The following is an 18,987-nucleotide window of genomic DNA, read 5'->3' on the forward strand; positions in this document are numbered from 1 at the left end:
GGGCGTCACGGTTGGGGCGGTAAGGTTTCACGGTTCATTCGTGATGTCCGCTACTGGTAGATCTCTCTTTGCTCTGCGAGCCTTTCTCCGTAACGCTTCCGGCGCTCGCACAGAGAGGCATTCCGGTGGATCAGCGGTACGAGCTCTACTGCCTTGCCGACCGTTTCTTCTATGACGCCCCCAAGGTCGGCCGGGCCACCGAGTTCGCGATCGCGCATCGGCCTCTCCCGGACGGCTGGCGGCAGATCCCCGGCGACGAGTGGATGAACTACGAGCCGCCGGTGAGCCGCATTCCGCTGCAGGGCTGGAAAGTGCACGTCTCCGGCTGCGCGGAAAGCGCCGACACCGTTCTGGAGCGCACCTGGGAGTACTGCGTGCCGCGCGGCATCGCGTTCAAGCACCTGCGCGGGCCGGGCACGCTGCGGATGCGCAACGCCAAGTACGCCCCGCGCGGCGCCAGCGGCAAGCTGGTGACGATCTACCCCGCCGACGAGGCGGAGCTGACCCGGATCATCGCGGATCTGGGCGCCGGGCTGGCCGGGCTTCCGGGCCCCTACATCCTGTCCGACCTGCGGATCGGTGACGGCCCGCTGTACGTGCGGTACGGCGGGTTCGCCCGCCGGCGGGTGCTGGACGAACGCGGCGACCTGGTGCCGGCGATGGAGAACGGCGACGGCGAGCTGGTGCCGGACCGGCGCGGGCCGGTGTTCACGGTGCCCGAGTGGGTGACGCTCCCGGCCTGCCTGGAGCCCCATCTGGCCGCCCGCGCCGCGACCACCGTCGCCGACCTGCCGTACCGGATCGAGCAGGCGCTGCATTTCTCCAACGGCGGCGGAGTGTACGCCGGAACGGACACCAGGAATGGCCGGCAGGTCATTCTCAAGGAGGCCCGTCCTCATGCCGGGCTGGCCGCCGACGGGGCGGACGCGGTGTCCCGGCTGCAGCGTGAACGGGACATGCTGGAGCATCTGGCGGGCATCGACGGCGTCCCCGAGATGATCGACTACTTCGTGCTGGGCGAGCACCATTTCCTGGTGCAGGAGCGCATCGAGGGACGCACCCTCAACACTTTCTTCGCCGAGCGCCATCCGTTGCTGGACCCGGAACTCGACCCGGGAAAGGTGGCCGGTTACACCGCCTGGGCGCTGCGGATCCACCAGGGCGTGCAGCGGCTGGTGGAGGCCGTTCACGAGCGCGGCGCGGTGTACCACGACCTGCACATGTTCAACATCATGGTGCGGCCGGACGACACGGTGGCGCTGATCGACTTCGAGGTGGCCACCCGCGCCGACGAGCAGGCCCGGCAGACGCTGGCCAACCCGGCGTTCCAGGCCCCCCGCGACCGGCACGGCGAGGACGTCGACCGCTACAGCCTGGCCTGCCTGCGGCTGGCGCTGTTCCTGCCGCTGACCACGCTGTTCACCCAGGACCGGGGCAAGGCGCACCAGCTCGCCGAGGTGATCGCCGAGCACTTCCCGGTGCCGCAGGGCTTCCTGGACGAGGCGGTCGCGGAGATCACCCGGGATCTGGGGCCGTGCGTCCCGCCCCGGTTCACCCCCGACCCCGAAGGATGGGAGCGCTCCCGGGAGGATCTGGTGCGGGCGATCCGCGCCGGCGCGACCCCCGAGCGCGAGGACCGGCTGTTCCCCGGCGACATCGCCCAGTTCTCCGGGGCGGCGCTGGGCATCGCGCACGGCGCGGCGGGCGTGCTGTACGCGCTGGACGCGGTGGGGGCCGGCCGTGACCCCGAGCATGTGGAGTGGCTGGCGCGCAGGGCGGTCGATCCGCCGCAGGGCAGCGGGCTCGGGTTCTACGACGGGCTGCTGGGCGCGGCCTGCGTGCTGGCCTCGTTCGGCCGGACCGACGAGGCGCTGGCGGCGGCGTCGCACAGCCTCCGGGAACGGTGGGACCGGCTCGGGCTCGACCTGTACGGCGGGCTGCCCGGTTTCGCGCTGGCCCTGGACCACCTGGCCGACGCGACCGGCGAGGAGTCGCTGCGCGCGGACGCCGAACGGGCCGCCGGGCTGGTCGTCTCCCGGATGGACCGGCTGGGGCGGGCCCGCCCCGGGTTCCTGTACGGCGGTGCGGGCGTGGCGCTGATGTGCCTGCGCCGCTACGAGCGGACCGGGGAGGAGTCCCTGCTGGCGCACGCGGCGGCCGCCCTGCGGCACGACCTGGCGGCCTGCCGCACCGACCGCAACGGCGCGCTCCAGCTCGACGACGGCCGGCTGCTGCCGTACATCGACAAGGGCAGCGTGGGGATCGGGCTGGTCATCGACGAGTACCTGGCGGTGGATCCGGACGGGCCGGACGCCGCCGAGTTCGTCCGGGCCCGCGAGGGGATCCGGCTGGCAGCCAGATCCCTGTACTACGCGCAGCCCAGCCTGTTCCGGGGGCGGGCCGGGATGCTGCTCCACCTCGGCCGGCAGGACCCCGCCGACCCGGCGGTCCACGCCCACGTGCGCGCCCTGGCCTGGCACGCCATCGGCCACGCGGGCGGGCTGGCGTTCCCCGGCGACCAGCTCTACCGGCTGTCCCACGACCTTGCCACCGGCACCGCGGGCGTGCTCCTCGCGCTCGGTGCCGCCCTGTCCGGCGCCCCGATCGACCTGCCCTTCCTGCGGGCACGGGGGCCGGCCCACCAGCCCCCCGCGGAGACCTCCGCGGGGCCCACCTCTCTCCAGCCCGAAAGGGGGTGACGGAACATGGCGCTTCTGGACCTTCAGGGGATGACGGTCGAGAACGGCGGAGGCGGCGAGAGCAGCGCGAGCCTGCTGTTGTGCGACAAGCTCAGCTCGCAGAGCACCGTCCTGTGCCTCTGATCGGCATCGCCGAACAGACCGGTGGCCGCGGTGCGCACCGGGCGCGATGACGCCCGGGCGGCCCGCGGCCACCTGGCCGTTCCGGGAGGGGGACCCGTGACCACGACCGAGACCGCCGACCGGCTGCTGTGGCGGACCGCCCGGCGGGGCGGCGGCTGGGCCGCGGTGCTGGCGGTGGTCGCGCTGGCCGACACCGCCGTCACGCTGGCGCTGCCGGCGGTGCTGGGCCGTGCGGTGGACGAGGCGCTGTCACCGGGCGCGGTCGGCACGGCGGTGTGGCTGTGCGCGGCGCTGATCGCGGCGTCGGCGGCGATCGACCTGTTGCTGGAGTGGGCGGGCGGTGCCGGAAGCGCCCGCGCCACCGCCTGGCTGCGGCACACGTTCGTACGCCATGTGCTGGCGGCGGGGCCGTCGTCGCGGCTGGATCCCGGCGACACCGCCAGCCGGATGGTCGGCGGCGCCGCCGAGGCGGGCCAGGCCCCGGTGGCGGTGATCCGCGCGGCGGTGGCGGTGCTGCCGCCGGTCGGCGCGGCGGCGGCGCTGGTGTGGATCGACTGGCCGATCGCGGTGGCGCTGGCGGTGGCGATGCCGCTGCTGGTGCTGCTGCTGCGCGCGTTCGTCCGGGACATGTCCGGGACCGTCCGCCGCTATCTGACCGTGCAGGGCGCGATGGCGGGCCGGCTGGCCGAGGCGCTGCGCGGGATCCGCACGATCGCCGCCGCCGGGACCGTGGAGCGCGAGACCCGCCGGGTGCTGGCCCCGCTGCCGGAACTGCGCCGCGAGGGCGCCCGGATGTGGCGGGTGCAGGGCGGGGTGGGCGCGCGCGGCCTGCTCGCGGTGGTGGCGCTGCAGGCGGCGGTGCTGGCGGTGGCGGGCGTGCAGCTGGCGGCGGGCCGGATCACCGCGGGCGAGCTGGTCGCCGCCGCCCAGTACGCCGTGCTGGCCGCCGGGCTCGGCCCGCTCGTCGCCCAGTTCGGCCGGATCGGGAGGGCCCGCGGCGCCGCCGCCCGGGCGTCCGAGGTCCTCGGCCGCCCCGTCCCCTCCCACGGCACCGAGGAGCTGCCGCCGGGCCCGGGGGCCCTGGAGTTCCGCCGGGTGCGGGCGGGCGTCCTGGCCGACGTGACCCTGCTGATCCCCGGCGGCGCCGCCGTCGCCGTGGTCGGCCGGTCCGGCTCCGGCAAGTCCCTGCTGGCCGCCCTGGCCGGGCGGCTCGCCGACCCCGACTCCGGGCAGGTGCTCCTGGACGGCGTGGAGCTGCCCCGGCTGACCCGCGCCGCCCTGCGCGGCGCCGTCGGTTATGCCTTCGCCCGTCCCGACCTCTTCGGCGCCACCGTCCTGGACGCGATCGCCTTCGGCTCCCCCGGCGCCCCCGAGCACGCCCTCCACCATGCCGCCAGGGCCGCGTGCGCCGATCCGTTCGTCCGCCGCCTGCCCGCCGGGTACGCCACGCCCCTCGCCGAGACCCCGCTGTCGGGCGGCCAGGCCCAGCGTCTCGGGCTGGCCCGCGCGTTCGCCCACGGCGGCCGCCTGCTGATCCTCGACGACGCCACCTCCAGCCTCGACACCGCCACCGAGGTCGAGATCGGGCGCGCCCTCTTCGAGGCGTTCACCGACCGGACCCGGCTGATCACCGCCCACCGCGCCTCCACCGCCGCCCGCGCCGACCTGGTCGTCTGGCTGGAGGCGGGCCGCGTCCGCGCCGTGGCGCCCCACCACGCCCTCTGGAACGACCCCGCCTACCGCGCCGTCTTCGCCACCGCCCCCGAGGACCCCGATGAGTGAACCGGCCGCGAACGATCCCCGACCGCCCTGGAGATCTCGGCGACGGGCACGGACGGCATCGCACGCGGGCATCGCCCGGGCCGGGGGCGGCCGGGTGCGGGTCGTGCGGGAGCTCGTGGGGACGCTGGCGCGGGTGACCCGGAGGCGGCCGCGGGCGATGCTGCGGCTGGCGGGGTGGTCGCTGGTCGAGGTGCTGCCGACGATGCTGTTCGGGCAGGCGGTGGCCCGTTCGGTGGACGCGTTCCGGGAGGGGCGGACGGGGCTCGCGCTGAGCTGGCTCGGGGCGCTGGTGGCGGCCGGGCTCGTGGGGGCGGCGGGGTGCCGGCGGCTGTACGCGGCGCTGGCGGCCGTCGTGGAGCCGTTCCGGGACGAGCTGGTGCGCGAGGTGGTGTCGGGGACGCTGCGGCGGGCGGCGGGCGGGCCGGCCGACACCGGGGCGGTGGCGCGGCTGACGCATCAGGTGGAGATCGTGCGGGACACGTTCGCCGGGGTCCTGATGGTGGTGCGGGGCTTCGTGTTCAGCGTGGGGGCGGCGCTGGTGGGGGCGGCGACGCTGGCGCCGGTGCTGCTGGTGCCGATGACGGTGCCGCTGGTGGTGGCGCTGGCGGCGTTCGCGGCGATCGTTCCGGTGGCGGCGCGGCGGCAGCGGGAGCTGATCCTCGGGGAGGAGCGGCTGGCCGGGCTGGTGGACCGGATGACGGCGGGGCTGCGGGACGTGACCGCCTGCGGGGCGGAGGACCGGGTGGCCGCCGAGGTCGGCGGGGCCGTCGACGAGCAGGCCGCGGCGGCGCGGGCGGTGGCCCGGCTGGCGGGCGCGCGGATGGCGGTGCTGGCGGCGGGGGGCTGGGCGCCGGTGGTGGCGGTCCTGGTCGCGGCGCCCTGGCTGATCGGCGGCGGGGCCACCCCCGGCACGGTGGTCGGGGGCGTCGCGTACGCGGTGAACGGGCTGCAACCGGCCTTGAACAGCCTGATCGCGGGGCTGGGCGGGAGCGGGCTGCGGCTGGCGGTCACGCTGGCCCGGCTGCGGGAGGCGGCGGACCGGCCCGTCGCCCTGGGGGACGACCCCCAGGCCCCCGAAGGATGGGACGGACGATCCTCGCTCGGCAGAACTCCGCTGCGGTCGTCCGTTCCCCGGCCGCCGGTGACGGCGGGGGACGAGGGGGTGCGCGGCGGCGCGCCGGTGGAGGTGCGCCTGGAAGGGGTGGGCTTCGCCTACGGGGAGCGGGCCGAGCCGGTGATCAAGGGGCTGGACCTGGTGGTGCCGCCCGGCGACCACCTGGCGGTGGTGGGGCCGAGCGGGATCGGCAAGTCCACGCTGGCCGCGCTGATCGCCGGGCTGCTGACGCCCGGGGAGGGCGTGATCCGGGTGGGCGGCCGGCCGCCGGGGGATCCCCGCGAGCGGGTGCTGATCCCGCAGGAGGCGTACGTGTTCGACGGGACGCTGCACGACAACCTCACCTACCTCGCGCCGGACGCCGACGACGCGCGGGTGGCGGAGGCGGTGGACGCGGTCGGGCTGTCGGCGCTGGCGCAGCGGCTCGGCGGGTACGGCGGCCGGGTCGATCCGGGGGCGCTGTCGGCGGGGGAACGCCAGCTCGTCGCGCTGGCCCGGGCCTACCTGGCGGCGGCGCCGCTGACGGTCCTGGACGAGGCGACCTGCCGGCTGGACCCGGCCGCGGAGGAGCGGGCGGAGCTGGCGCTGGCCCGGCGGCCCGGCACGCTGGTCGTGATCGCGCACCGGATGACGTCCGCGCTGCGGGCCCGCCACGTGCTGCTGCTGGACGGCGTCAGCGCGCGGTACGGCCGGCACGACGAGCTGCTGGCCGCGTCACCGGCCTACCGGGAGCTGGTGGGGCACTGGCGGTCACAGCCAGCCGGAGGACTCGGCGATCCGGATGGCGTGCACCCGGTTGCGGGCGCCGATCTTGCGGTTGATCCGGGACAGGTGGTTGCGGACGGTGCCGATGGTGAGCACCAGGGTGTCGGCGATCTGCGCGGCGGTGGCGCCCTCCCCGGCCAGCCGTAGCACCTCCAGCTCGCGCGGGGTCAGCGGGCTCTCGGCGGCGGCCAGCTCGGCGAACGCCAGATCGGCGTCGATCACCCGCTCCCCGGCGGCCACCCGGCGCAGCGACCCGGCCAGGGTGTCCGGCGAGGTGCCCTTGAGCAGGAACCCGGCCGCCCCGGCCGCGGCGGCGCGGCGCAGGTCGCCGGGTCTGGCGCGTTCGGCCATCAGCACCGCCGCGCACTCGGGCACCTCCGCGCGCAACGTCTCGACCAGGGCGAACGGGTCGGAGCGGATGCCGTCCACCCCGATCAGCGCGATGTCGGGGGCCACCTCGCGGGCCACCGCGACCAGCTTGTCGGAGCCGTCGATCGCGGCGGCGACCAGCAGGTCCCGGTGTTCCTCCAGCAGTGCCACCAGCCCGCCGCGCAGCAGTGACAGCTCTTCGACGATCAGGACCCGGATCATGGTCGCCTCCCCTGGTGACGATGGGACCGATGGCACCGACATGAGCGCACGGCGGAACGCTGAAAAGTCCATGGGAACACTCACATCGCTGATAAGACGGTCATGGTTTCCGTCAGCCGGACCAGGGCGCACGGGCACCGGAGCAAATACCGGTGACGCCGCATGCACCGGCGATATTCCTCACCCTCGCCCACCGTCCATACCGAGCATTTTACATCGCAACAAACACCAACACTTAGCGTGAGTGAATACTATCCTTGCGTCAAGTGTTGCGCGGGCGATATCGCGCTGTCGCGGACGGTGATGCGCGGCCCGGCGCGCCGCGGGCGCCGGGCCGCGCACCCGTTTCTCTCCCGTTCTCATCGGCCGCCGAGGTCGGCGGGCAGCCTTTCCAGGAGCCCGCGCAGGTCGTCGGCGTGCTCCTCCTCCTGGGCGAGGATCTGCTCGAACAGCCGGCGGGTGGTGGGGTCGCCGTCGCCCAGCCACTGGGCGATCTCGGTGTAGGAGGCGATGGCCACCCGCTCGGCCACCAGGTCCTCCTTGATCATCTCGATCAGGTCCAGGCTCTGGCCGTACTCGGCGTGCGCCCGGGTGGTCAGGGTGTCGGGGTCGTAGTCGGGCTCGCCGCCGAGCTGGACGATCCGCTCGGCCAGCCAGTCGGCGTGCTGCTGCTCCTCCTGGGCGTGCTCGAGGAACTCGGCGGCCACCGATTCGGCGTGGATTCCGGTGGCCGTGTAGTAATGCCGTTTGTAACGCAGCGTGCACACGATCTCGGTCGCCAGGGCCTCGTTGCAGACCTGCACCACACGCGGCAGATCGGCGCCATAAGCCGCGGTGACCGGACCCTTCTCGATCTCCTGCCGGGCCCGTTCGCGCAGCGTCCGGACATCGGTGAGGAACTCCGCCATGCCATTACCCTCCGTAGACACGTGAGGGCACTACCCGGCGCGCCCTCCCTCGACGCGCCGCCCCGATTTCCACACGGCCGTAACCAGCGGAACACCTGGCCGGTAGGCCAGATGCAGGTGTGATGCCGCGTCCAAAACCTGGACGTCGGCGCGTGCCCCCGTACCGAGCCTGCCCACATCGGTTCGGCGCAACGCGCGGGCCCCGCCGGCGGTCGCCGCCCGGACCGCCTCGGCCGGAGTCATCCGCATCTCGCGCACGGCCAGCGCGATGCACAGCGGCATGCTGGAGGTGTAGCAGGAACCCGGGTTGCAGTCGGTGGCCAGCGCGACGGTGACGCCCGCGTCGATCAGCCGCCGGGCGTCCGGGTAGGGCTGCCGGGTGGAGAACTCCACGCCGGGCAGCAGCGTCGCCACCGTCTCCGAGCCGGCCAGCGCCGCCACGTCCGCGTCGGTGAGGAACGTGCAGTGGTCGGCGGACGCCGCCCCGAACTCGACCGCCAGCGCCACCCCCGGCCCCGGCCCGAGCTGGCCGGCGTGCACCCGGGGAACGAGCCCGGCCCGCACCCCCGCCGCCAGGACGGCGCGGGTCTGGTCGGCGTCGAACGCGCCCCTCTCGCAGAACACGTCGATCCAGCGGGCGTGCGGTGCGCAGGCCGCCAGCATCTCCCCGGTCACCAGCCGCACGTAGGCGTCGGGGTCGCCGGCGTACTCGGGGGGCACCACGTGCGCGCCCAGGAAGGTGACCTCGTCGGCGATCTCGGCCGCCAGCCGCACCGCGCGTTCCTCGTCGGCGACGGTCAGCCCGTACCCGGACTTGCACTCGACCGTGGTGGTGCCCTGCCGGGCCATCTCGTCCACCAGCCGCCGCAGCCCGGCCCGCAGTTCGTCGTCGGTGGCCGCCCGGGTGGCCGCCACGGTGGTCCGGATCCCGCCCGCCGAGTAGGGGCGCCCGCTCATCCGGGCGGCGAACTCCTCGGCCCGCTCCCCCGCGAACACCAGGTGCGCGTGGGAGTCCACGAACCCCGGCAGCACCGCCCGTCCGTCCGCGTCGTACCGCTCGTCGGCCGCCGGCGCCCGGCCCGCCGGTCCCACCCAGGCGACCCGGTCGCCGTCCAGCACGAGGGCGGCGTTCCGGACGATGCCGAGCGGCCCCTCCCCCAGTTCCGGATCGTTGGTGACCAGTTCCCCGATCCGATCGATCAGCACGCTCATTCCCGTCCTCGCCCCTCGCCCGGCCTCGCCGCCGCCATGTCCCGGCTCCTCCGGGCACGTCCCGGAACGGACGCCTCCCGTCCGGGCCCGGTCCGGCAGAACGTCCCGAAAAAGGTCATTGCGCTCCTTTCCGATCCCGTACCGGCATCGTCGGCGCCGATGTCCTCGCCGCCCACCCGGTGCCTCGGGATGAAAACAATTCACCTTTCCTCGCGGGATTTTCGGGTGCTCCATCCGGGCCGTCCGAATATCCGGACGAAGTGACATCCCACAATCCGGCGGGAGCGGCGGGGCCCGGATTCACCGTGCGCCCCGGCGCACGGCACGCCGCCGCCATTTCAGCGTTCCTCGGTCAGGGCCGTGACGGCGGTGTGCAGGGCCGCGGGGACGTCGGGGATCAGCAGGTGGCGGCCGTCGCGGACGACGGGGCGGCCGGAGACGACGACGTGCCGGACGTCGGCGGCGGTGGCGGCGAACACGGCGGTCTCGGCGGCGTACTCGGCGGTCGCCCCGGCGGTGCGGACCGTGTCGAAGGCGACGGTGACCAGGTCGGCGTAGGCGCCGGGCTCCAGCCGGCCGGCCTCGGGCCAGCCCAGGGCGTAGTGGCCGTGCCAGGTGGCGGCGGCCAGCAGCTCCCCCGCCGACCAGTGGCCGCGCCGCCGGGTGCGCAGGCGTTCGTCCAGCTCGACGGCGCGGGCCTCCTCGAACAGGTCGATGACGGCGTGCTGGTCGGAGCCCAGGCTCAGCTCGGCCCCGGCGTCGGCCAGCTCTCGGGCGGGGCCGATCCCGTCGGCGAGGTCCCGTTCGGTGGTCGGGCACAGGCACACGCCGGTCATGGTGGTGCCGAGCAGGGCGATGTCCTCGGCGTCCAGATGGGTGGCGTGGACGGCGACGGTCAGCGGGCCGAGCGCGCCGCACTCGGCCAGCAGCCGGGTGGGGCTCAGGCCGTACGCCTCGCGGCACGCATCGTTCTCGGCGGGCTGCTCGGACAGGTGGACGTGCAGCGGAACGCGGTGGTGGGTGGCCCAGGCGGCGACCGCGTGGATCTCGTCGGGCGGGACGGCGCGCACGGAGTGGACGGCCGCGCCGAGCCGGGCGTGCGCACGGTGCCCCTTGCCGACCAGGCCGTGCAGGGCCTCCACGCGGCGCTGCCAGTTGTCGGCGGTCCGGTCGCCGAAGCGGAGCTGGGGGCCGCGCAGCGGACGGCGGATGCCGCCGGTGAGGTAGCAGGCGTCCAGCAGGGTGATGCGGATCCCCGCGTCGGCCGCCGCGGCGATCAGCGCCTCGCCCATGATGTTGGGGTCGTCGTACGGGCCGCCGCCGGGCCGGTGGTGCAGGTAGTGGAACTCGCCGACGACGCTGATCCCGGCCAGCGCCATCTCCGCGTACACGGCGCGGGCCAGCGCGTGGTACGAGTCGGGGTCGAGCCGGCCGGCGACGGCGTACATCTGGTCGCGCCAGGTCCAGAAGTCGCCGCGTTCGGCGTGGGACCGGCCGCGCAGCGCCCGGTGGAAGGCGTGCGAGTGGGCGTTGGCCAGGCCGGGGAGGGTGAGGCCGGGCAGGCGCTCGGCGTCCGGCGGGGCGGGGACCCCCGGCTCGACGGCGGTGAACCGTTCCCCGTCGGCCTCGATGAGCACGTCGGCGGCCACCTCGTCCCCGAGCCAGGCGAGCTCGGCGTGCCAGCGCATGTCGTTCCCCCTACCCGGCGGCCAGGTCTTTGAGCACCGCGGCCAGGGCCGCCACGCCCGCCAGGCAGTCGTCCGGCTCGGCGTGCTCGGCGGGGGCGTGCGACACCCCGGTCGGGTTGCGGACGAACAGCATCGCGGACGGGACGCGGGCCGCTAGGACACCCGCGTCGTGTCCCGCGCCGGTGGGCAGGATCGGCGCGCATCCCCGGCCCTCCGCCGGGCCGGAGTCCTGCCGGGTGTGCCGGGTGTGCCGGGGAGCGTGCCGCTCCCCGGCCTCGTCGTTCCCGGCGTCGGCGTGCAGGACCGGTGCGTCCGCCGGGCCGGGGCGTTCCGGCGTCTCGGTGCGGGCGGTCGTCACGGTGCCGACGACGCGCGCGAGGCGGTCGCGCAGGGCATGGTCGAAGTCGACGACGCCCGTGTAGGACTCCTCGGTCAGCTCGACGGTCACGCCGTGGTCGGCTGCAGCACGGCGGGCGGCCTCGGCGGTGTCCGCAACGATCCGGCGAACGGCGTCGTCGCTGGGACCCCGGGCGTCCAGCCAGGCGGTGACGTGGGAGGGGATGGCGTTGACGCCGCCCGGGACGACGGTGACCTTGCCGACCGTGGCGACCCCGTCGTGGGCGGCGGCGCTGCCGCGGGCGGCCAGGACGGTGTGGGCGAACGGCAGCATCGGGTCGCGCCGGTCGGCCAGCCGGGTCGTTCCGGCGTGGTCGCCCGCTCCGGTGAAGTCCAGCCGCCAGCGGCCGTGCGGGATGATCGCGCTCGCGACGCCGACCGGGCTCCGCAGGGCGCGGCCCTGCTCGATGTGGAGTTCGACGAAGCAGCCGATCCGGCCGAGCAGGTCCTCGTCGGGGCCGATCGCGTCGGGGTCCAGGCCGTGCCCGGCGACGACCTCGCCGAACGTCCGGCCGTCGCCGTCCCGCAGCGAGCGCGCCCGCGCCGGGTCGATCGCGCCGGTCAGCAGCCGCGAGCCCAGGCAGGCGACGCCGAACCGGGCGCCCTCCTCCTCGGCGAAGACCGCCACCCCGATCGGGCGTCCCGGCGTCCAGCCCTCCGCCCGCAGCTCGTCGATCGCCGCCAGCGCCGACACCACCCCCAGCGGCCCGTCGAACGCCCCGCCGCCGGGCACCGAGTCCAGGTGCGAGCCGGTCAGCACCGCCGGTCCGGGGCCGGCGTCCCACCAGGCGAAGAGGTTGCCGTTGCGGTCGGCCTCGAGCCGCAGGCCGCGCCGCCGGGCCTGGTCGCGGAACCAGGCCCGGCAGTCCAGCTCCGGCGGCGTCCAGGCGAACCGGCGGTAGCCGCCGGTCGCCGCGTCCCGGCCGATGGGCAGCAGCTCCGCCCACATCTCCGGGAAGCTCACCGGCCCGCCATCGGGATGCGGACGCCGCGCTGCGCGGCGACCTCGGCGGCCCGCTCGTATCCGGCGTCCACATGCCGCATCACGCCGGTGCCGGGGTCGTTGGTCAACACCCTGGCCAGCTTCTCGGCCGCCAGCGGGGTGCCGTCAGCGACGCAGACCTGACCGGCGTGGACGGACCGGCCGATGCCGACGCCGCCGCCGTGGTGGATCGACACCCACGAGGCACCGGAGGCGGTGTTGAGCAGGGCGTTCAGCAGCGGCCAGTCGGCGATGGCGTCGGACCCGTCGGCCATGCCCTCGGTCTCCCGGTAGGGGCTGGCGACGCTGCCCGCGTCGAGGTGGTCGCGGCCCAGCACGATCGGGGCGCTGATCTCGCCGCGCGCCACCAGGTCGTTGAACACCGCCCCGGCCTTGTCGCGCTCGCCGTAGCCGAGCCAGCAGATCCGGGCGGGCAGGCCCTGGTAGTGGACCTTCTCCCCGGCCATCCTGATCCAGCGGATCAACGGCTCGTTGTCGGGGAACAGCTCGCAGATCGCCCGGTCGGTGCGGGCGATGTCCTTCGGGTCGCCCGACAGCGCCGCCCAGCGGAACGGCCCCTTGCCCTCGCAGAACAGCGGCCGGATGTAGGCGGGCACGAACCCGGGGAAGTCGAACGCCCGCTCGTACCCGGCGAGCTGCGCCTCGCCCCGGATCGAGTTGCCGTAGTCGAAGACCTCCGCGCCGGCGTCCTGGAAGCCGACCATCGCCTCGACGTGCGCGGCCATCGACTCGCGGGCCCGGCGGATGAACCCGTCGCGGTCCTTGTCGCGTTCGGCGGCCATGTCCTCGAACGCCACGCCGCGCGGCAGGTAGGTCAGCGGGTCGTGGGCGGAGGTCTGGTCGGTGACGATGTCGATGGGCGCGCCCCGGCGCAGCAGCTCGGGCACGATGTCGGCGGCGTTGCCGAGCACCGCGATGGACAGCGGGCGGCGTTCGTCCCTGGCCTGCTCGGCCAGCCGCAGCGCCTCGTCGAGGTCGGCGGCCCGCACGTCGCAGTAGCGGTGCGCGACGCGGCGTTCGATGCGGGACGGGTCGCACTCGACGCAGATCGCCACGCCGCCGTTCATGGTGACGGCCAGCGGCTGCGCGCCGCCCATGCCGCCGAGCCCGGCGGTCAGCGTGATCGTCCCGGCCAGCGACCCGCCGAACCGCTTGGCGGCGACGGCCGCGAACGTCTCGTAGGTGCCCTGCAGGATGCCCTGGGTGCCGATGTAGATCCACGACCCGGCGGTCATCTGCCCGTACATGGTGAGCCCGGCGGCCTCCAGGCGGCGGAACTCCTCCCAGGTCGCCCACTGCGGCACCAGGTTGGAGTTGGCGATCAGGACCCGCGGCGCCCACTCGTGGGTGCGGAAGATCCCGACCGGCCTGCCGGACTGCACCAGCAGCGTCTCGTCGCCCTCCAGCTCGGTGAGCGAACGGGCGATCGCGTCGAACGAGGCCCAGTCGCGGGCGGCCCTCCCGGTGCCGCCGTACACCACCAGCTCGTCGGGATGCTCGGCGACCTCCGGGTCGAGGTTGTTCATGAGCATCCGCAGCGCGGCCTCCTGCGGCCAGCCCTTGGCGGTCAGCGACGTGCCGCGCGGAGCGCGCACGGGTCGAGGTCCGGACATGTGCTCCTCCTTCGGAGGTCGAGGTCAGGCGAGCGGGCCGGTGACGGTCTCGGCGGCGGCCAGCAGGGTGCCGTCCTGGACGAGGCGGACGGCCGCTTCGATCTCGGGGGCCAGGTAGCGGTCGGGGCCGGGCGGGGGGACGTGGTCGCGGAGGGCGGCGACCACGGCGGCGGTGGCGGGACCGGGGCGCAGGGGGGCGCGCAACTGGAGGGCGCGGGCGGCGGTGAGGATCTCGACGGCCAGCACGCGGGTCAGGCCGTCGAGGGAGCGGCGCAGCTTGCGGGCGGCGTTCCAGCCCATCGAGACGTGGTCCTCCTGCATGGCGGAGCTGGGCAGGGAGTCCACGGAGGCGGGAACGGCCAGCCGCTTGAGCTCGGAGACGATGGCGGCCTGGGTGTACTGGGCGATCATGTGGCCGGAGTCCACGCCGGGGTCGTCGGCCAGGAACGCCGGCAGGCCGTGCGAGCGGGCCACATCCAGCAGCCGGTCGGTGCGGCGTTCGGACATGGACGCCACGTCGGCGGCGGGGATCGCCAGGAAGTCCAGCACGTAGGCGACCGGGGCGCCGTGGAAGTTGCCGTTGGACTCCACCCGCCCGTCCGGCAGCACCACCGGGTTGTCCACCGCCGAGGCCAGCTCGCGGGAGGCGACCAGTTCGGCGTGCGCGAGGGTGTCCCGGGCGGCGCCGTTCACCTGCGGGGAGCAGCGCAGCGAGTAGGCGTCCTGGACGCGGGTGCAGTCGGGGCCGCGATGCGACTCCATGATCGCCGAGTCGGCCAGCAGCGCGCGCAGGTTGGCGGCCGACGCCCCCTGCCCGGGATGCGGGCGCAGCGCCTGCAGGTCGGCGGCGAACACCCGGTCGGTGCCCAGCAGCGCCTCCACGCTCATCGCGGCGGCCAGGTCGGCGTGCTTGAGCAGCCGCCGCAGGTCGTGCATGGCCAGCACCAGCATGCCGAGCATCCCGTCGGTGCCGTTGATCAGCGCCAGCCCCTCCTTGGCGCCGAGGGTGACGGGCTCGATCCCGGCCTCGGCGAGCGCCTCGGCGGCGGGCCGCAGCTCCCCGGCGGCGTCGCGGACCATGCCCTCGCCGATCAGCGCCAGCGCCACGTGCGACAGCGGGGCCAGGTCGCCGGAGCAGCCCAGGCTGCCGTACTCGTGCACGACCGGGGTGACGCCGCCGTTGAGCAGTGCCGCGAGGGCCCGCGCGGTGGCGGGCCGGACGCCGGTGCGCCCGCTGGCCAGGGTGCGCAGCCGCAGCAGCATCATCGCCCGGACGACCTCGCGTTCGACCTCCGGCCCGGAGCCGGCGGCGTGCGAACGGATGATGTTGACCTGCAGCCTGGCGCGCAGCTCCGGCGGGATGTGCCGGGTCGCCAGCGCCCCGAACCCGGTGGACACCCCGTACACCGGCGTGGACCGGGCGGCCAGTTCCTCGACGTGGGCGCGGGTGGCCTCGATGCCGCGGATCGCCTCGTCGGTGAGCGTGACCGGCGCGTCCTCCCGCGCCACCGCCACGACCTGGTCGAACGTCAGCGGTTCCGGCCCGACCTCGACGCCCTTGTCCCCCACACGGATGCTCATACCCCCATTGGACCGCCGCCGGGTCCCCGGTCATAGAGGGCGCGAACGGGCTGTGTCTCGGATACGAGACAATGGGGACCGTGCACCAGGTCCCCTCGGCCCGCCGGACCCTGGCGGTGCTGCGGCTGCTGGCGTCCTCGGCCGGCCCGCTGCCCGCCTCGGCGATCGCCCGCGCCCTGGGCCTGCCGCGCTCGTCGGCGTACCACCTGCTGAACGAGATGGCCGCCGAGAACTTCGTGGTCCACCTGCCGGAGGAACGGCTGTGGGGGCTGGGCGTCGCGGCGTTCGAGATCGGCTCGGCCTACCTGCGGCAGGGCCCGCTGGAACGCCTGGCCCGGCTGCCGCTGCGCCGCCTGGTGGACCGCACCGGCGAGATCGCCCAGCTCGGCGTCCTGCACGGCGCCGAGACCCTCTACCTGCTCAAGGAGCAGCCGCCCCGGCACCACACCCTGGTCACCGACGTGGGCGTGCGGCTGCCCGCCCACCTGACCGCCAGCGGCCGCGCCATCCTCGCCCACCTGCCGTCCGCCCAGGTCCGCGCCCTGTTCCCCGGCCCCCTCGTGACCCGCACCGGCCACGGCCCCGCCTCCCTGCGCGACCTGCGCCGCGTCCTGGCCGAGGACCGCCGCCGCGGCTGGTCGATCGAGGACGGCCACGTCACCGAGGGCTTCGCCAGCATCTCCGCCTGCGTCCTCGACCACGTCGGCCACCCCACCGCCGCCGTCACGGTCACCTTCCACCGCGACTCCCACCCCGAACCCGCCTGGCCCGCCCTGGCCGCCCACGTCCAGACGACCGCCGCCGAGCTGACCCGCAGGCTCGGCGGAAGAACCGGCCAGACCCAGACCTGACTCACGCCTGCGGGATCCGCCCCGCCCACCGCAGCCGATTCCCCTGCAGCAAGCCGCCGGTAAAACCGGAACGGGCGGGGGCCTGGGGGCGGAGCCCCCAGAACTTCCACCTGAGCTTGGGACGGCCCGATCCTCAGTCGGCCGGAGCGGAGCGCCAGCGGAGCTCCGGCCGACTGAGCGCGGTCCGGGCACCGCAGCGGCGCCCGGCTGGAGCGAGCCGCCAGGCGAGCGGAAGCCGGGTGACGCGAGGATGCCCGGATCCGCGTGCGGGGGGCGTGGGGGGTCGCCCCCCACAAGAATCAGGCCAGGCCCTGCTTTTCGAGCCAGGTCTCGGCGACGTCCTCGGGGTCGAGCTTCTGGTCGCTCATCTGGCCGTTCATGGCGATGAGGTCGGCGGTGGTGAGCTTGGCGGAGACGGCGTCGAGGGCCTGGCGGGCGGTGGCGTCGACCTTGGACCTGTAGACCAGGGGGACGACGTTCTGGGCGCCGAAGACGTTCTTGGGGTCCTCCAGGACGACGAAGCCGTTCTTGGTGATGGCGGGGTCGGTGGTGAACAGGTTGGCGGCCTGGACCTGGCCCTTGGCGAGGTTGGCGACGGTGATGGGGCCGCCCACGTCCAGGGACTTGAACTCCTTGAACTTCACGCCGTAGACCTTCTCCAGGCCGACGACGCCCTGCTGACGGGTCTTGAACTCGGGCGGGCCGCCCAGGATCATGTCGCCGGCCACCGGCTTGAGGTCCTCGATGGTCTTGAGGTCGTGCTCCTTGGCGGTGGCGGCGGTGACGGCCAGGGAGTCCTTGTTCTCGGCCTTGGAGGTGGCGAGGATCTCCAGGGCCGGCGGGAGCTTGGCCTTGAGGGCGGCGTCGGTCTGCTCGGTGGTGGTGGCCGGGTTGCCCTTGTCGACGCGTTGCAGCAGGGCGCCGTTGTACTCGGGGAAGACGTGGATGGCGCCGGAGGCGACCTGGTCGTAGTAGACCTCACGGGCGCCGATCTTGAGCTTGCGCTCGACCTTGAAGCCCTTGGCCTCCAGCGCCTGGGCGTAGATCTCGGCCAGCAGCTCGCTCTCGGTGAAGTCGGCCGAGCCGACCACCAGGGTCTGCCCGCCGCCCTGGCCGCCGGACAGCGGGTCCTCGCCGCCTTCGCCGCAGGCGGTCAGGGCGAGCGCGGCGGCCAGCGCCACCGCGGCGCCGCGGATGATGCGGATCATGGGGATTTCCTTCCTGCGAGGGGTCATCGGCCGGCCCGCACCCCTGGGGACACGACCAGGCGGGACAGTCCCGCGAAGACGAACTGGACGGCCACCGCGAGCGCGATGACCAGCAGGGCGCCGCCGGCCATCGAGTCGTAGTCCTGGCGGGCGTAGCCGTCGACGATGTAGCGGCCCAGCCCGCCGAGGCCGACGTAGGCGGCGATGGTGGCGGTGGAGACGATCTGGATCATGGCGGTGCGCATCCCGGCCAGGATCAGCGGCAGCGCCACCGGCAGTTCCACCCGCAGCAGCACCTGGCGGCCGCGCATGCCCATGCCCTCGGCGGCGTCCCGCAGCCCGGCCTCGACCTGCCGCACGCCGGCGTAGGTGTTCACCAGCACGGGCGGGACGGCCAGCACCACCAGCGGGATCAGGATGGGCACCAGGTCCCCGGCGGAGGTCAGCACGACCGCCAGGATCAGCAGGCCGAGGGTGGGCAGCGCGCGGGCGGCGTTGGCCGAGGAGGTCACCAGGAATCCGGTGATCTGGGCCGGCCGGCCGCGCCGCAGATGTCCCAGCACCAGCCCGGCGGGCAGCGCGATCAGCACGGTGAGGGCGAAGCCGAGCAGCGAGTACCAGACGTGCTCCAGCACCCGGTTGGGGATGCCGTCGGGACCGCTCCACTGCTGGGCCCGGGTGAACCACTCCAGCGCGCTGAAGATCGCGTTCACTGCTCACCTCCGACCGGCTCCGGCTCCGGCTCGGGCGCGGCTGTGGAGCGGCCCCGCCCGGCGCGTTCCCACGGGGTGAGCGCGCGCTGGACGGCCAGCAGCACGACGTCCGCGACCAGCGCCAGCGCGATGATCGACGCGATGCCGACGACGATCGGGGTGGGGAAGTCGCGCTGCAGCCCGGTGACGAACAGGTCGCCGAGCCCGCCGATGCCGATCAGGGAGCCCACGCTGACCAGGCTGATGTTGGAGACGGTGGCCACCCGCAGCCCGGCCATCACCACCCCCAGCGCCAGCGGCAGCTCCACCCGGACCAGCCGGCGCAGCGGCCCGAACCCCATCGCCACCGCCGACTGCCGGACCTGGTCGGGCACCGACCGCAGCCCGTCCACCACCGCGGGGACCAGCACCGACAGCGTGTAGAGGGTCAGCGGGACGATCACCGTCGAGTAGGTCAGGCCGGTGAACGCCACCAGCACCACGAACAGCGCGATGGCCGGGATCGCGTACAGCACGCTGGTGGCGGCCAGCACGAACGGGTAGACGCGGCGCCAGCGGGCGCAGGCGATGCCCAGCGGCAGCGCCACCGCCAGCCCCAGCAGCACCGGGGTGAACGACAGGATCAGATGCTCGCGCAGTCCCTCGGCGATGTCGTCGGAGAGGTTGCGTTCGATCCACTCCCAGCGGATCAGCGGCTCGGCGTCCGCGGGGGCCGACAGCGGGGGGCTCACCGGTCCGCG

General features: G+C 74.7%; 14 protein-coding genes and 1 pseudogene. 5 read left to right on the forward strand and 10 right to left on the reverse strand.

Annotated features, from left to right (window positions below; translation table 11 throughout):
• Nucleotides 1-125: 125 nt before the first annotated feature.
• From lanKC to HNR21_RS36700, 4 genes are all read left to right on the forward strand, one after another.
• Complete coding sequence (lanKC, locus tag HNR21_RS31240) at nucleotides 126-2,699, forward strand: class III lanthionine synthetase LanKC (protein ID WP_182707975.1); 2,574 nt, start codon at nucleotides 126-128, stop codon at nucleotides 2,697-2,699.
• Between the two features lie 6 nt (nucleotides 2,700-2,705).
• Complete coding sequence (locus HNR21_RS31245; protein ID WP_182707976.1) at nucleotides 2,706-2,822, forward strand: SapB/AmfS family lanthipeptide; 117 nt, start codon at nucleotides 2,706-2,708, stop codon at nucleotides 2,820-2,822.
• Nucleotides 2,823-2,918: 96 nt separating this feature from the next.
• Complete coding sequence (locus HNR21_RS31250) at nucleotides 2,919-4,604, forward strand: ATP-binding cassette domain-containing protein (RefSeq protein WP_312881442.1); 1,686 nt, start codon at nucleotides 2,919-2,921, stop codon at nucleotides 4,602-4,604.
• A 103-nt stretch (nucleotides 4,605-4,707) separates the two neighbouring features.
• The gene (locus tag HNR21_RS36700; protein ID WP_376766610.1) at nucleotides 4,708-6,630 is read left to right on the forward strand and encodes an ATP-binding cassette domain-containing protein; all 1,923 of its coding nucleotides are present in this window, start codon (nucleotides 4,708-4,710) and stop codon (nucleotides 6,628-6,630) included.
• Here the strand turns inward: HNR21_RS36700 and HNR21_RS36485 are convergent.
• The 7 genes and pseudogenes from HNR21_RS36485 to hutH all read right to left on the reverse strand — a co-directional run.
• Nucleotides 6,550-7,146, reverse strand: a pseudogene (locus HNR21_RS36485) (response regulator transcription factor); the annotation flags it as partial. The gene HNR21_RS36700 and the pseudogene HNR21_RS36485 sit on opposite strands and share 81 nt — an antisense overlap.
• A gap of 287 nt (nucleotides 7,147-7,433) precedes the next feature.
• Nucleotides 7,434-7,982 carry a ferritin-like domain-containing protein gene (locus tag HNR21_RS31260; protein ID WP_119729124.1) on the reverse strand — a complete coding sequence of 183 codons (549 nt, stop codon included), beginning with the start codon at nucleotides 7,980-7,982 and terminating at the stop codon, nucleotides 7,434-7,436.
• A 30-nt stretch (nucleotides 7,983-8,012) separates the two neighbouring features.
• On the reverse strand, nucleotides 8,013-9,194 hold the full coding sequence (hutI, locus tag HNR21_RS31265) for an imidazolonepropionase (protein WP_182707978.1): 1,182 nt from the start codon (nucleotides 9,192-9,194) through the stop codon (nucleotides 8,013-8,015).
• Nucleotides 9,195-9,532: 338 nt separating this feature from the next.
• Nucleotides 9,533-10,882, reverse strand: a complete 1,350-nt coding sequence (locus tag HNR21_RS31270; protein ID WP_182707979.1) for a formimidoylglutamate deiminase — start codon at nucleotides 10,880-10,882, stop codon at nucleotides 9,533-9,535.
• Nucleotides 10,883-10,892: 10 nt separating this feature from the next.
• A complete protein-coding gene (locus HNR21_RS31275) occupies nucleotides 10,893-12,242 on the reverse strand; it encodes an allantoate amidohydrolase (protein ID WP_312881443.1) in 1,350 nt (449 codons plus the stop codon).
• The gene (hutU, locus tag HNR21_RS31280) at nucleotides 12,239-13,894 is read right to left on the reverse strand and encodes a urocanate hydratase (RefSeq protein WP_182707980.1); all 1,656 of its coding nucleotides are present in this window, start codon (nucleotides 13,892-13,894) and stop codon (nucleotides 12,239-12,241) included. The genes HNR21_RS31275 and hutU overlap by 4 nt, the downstream gene beginning before the upstream one ends.
• 24 nt (nucleotides 13,895-13,918) lie before the next feature.
• Nucleotides 13,919-15,475 carry a histidine ammonia-lyase gene (gene hutH, locus HNR21_RS31285; RefSeq protein WP_182707981.1) on the reverse strand — a complete coding sequence of 519 codons (1,557 nt, stop codon included), beginning with the start codon at nucleotides 15,473-15,475 and terminating at the stop codon, nucleotides 13,919-13,921.
• A gap of 80 nt (nucleotides 15,476-15,555) precedes the next feature.
• Here hutH and HNR21_RS31290 point away from each other — a divergent pair, with 80 nt between their 5' ends.
• Nucleotides 15,556-16,326 (forward strand): IclR family transcriptional regulator, encoded by a 771-nt coding sequence (locus HNR21_RS31290; protein ID WP_312881444.1) that lies wholly within the window; start codon nucleotides 15,556-15,558, stop codon nucleotides 16,324-16,326.
• Nucleotides 16,327-16,625: 299 nt separating this feature from the next.
• On the opposite strand, the gene HNR21_RS31295 is transcribed toward HNR21_RS31290, so the two are convergent.
• The 3 genes from HNR21_RS31295 to HNR21_RS31305 are packed head-to-tail and all read right to left on the reverse strand — an operon-like array spanning nucleotide 16,626 to nucleotide 18,978.
• Nucleotides 16,626-17,534, reverse strand: a complete 909-nt coding sequence (locus tag HNR21_RS31295; protein WP_182707983.1) for an ABC transporter substrate-binding protein — start codon at nucleotides 17,532-17,534, stop codon at nucleotides 16,626-16,628.
• A gap of 23 nt (nucleotides 17,535-17,557) precedes the next feature.
• Complete coding sequence (locus HNR21_RS31300) at nucleotides 17,558-18,247, reverse strand: ABC transporter permease (protein ID WP_119729117.1); 690 nt, start codon at nucleotides 18,245-18,247, stop codon at nucleotides 17,558-17,560.
• Nucleotides 18,244-18,978, reverse strand: a complete 735-nt coding sequence (locus tag HNR21_RS31305) for an ABC transporter permease (protein WP_182707984.1) — start codon at nucleotides 18,976-18,978, stop codon at nucleotides 18,244-18,246. Before HNR21_RS31305 ends, HNR21_RS31300 begins: the two co-directional genes overlap by 4 nt.
• Between the last annotated feature and the right edge of the window lie 9 nt (nucleotides 18,979-18,987).

Source organism: Thermomonospora cellulosilytica (genome assembly GCF_014138835.1).
In the GTDB taxonomy this organism is placed as follows: domain Bacteria; phylum Actinomycetota; class Actinomycetes; order Streptosporangiales; family Streptosporangiaceae; genus Thermomonospora; species Thermomonospora amylolytica.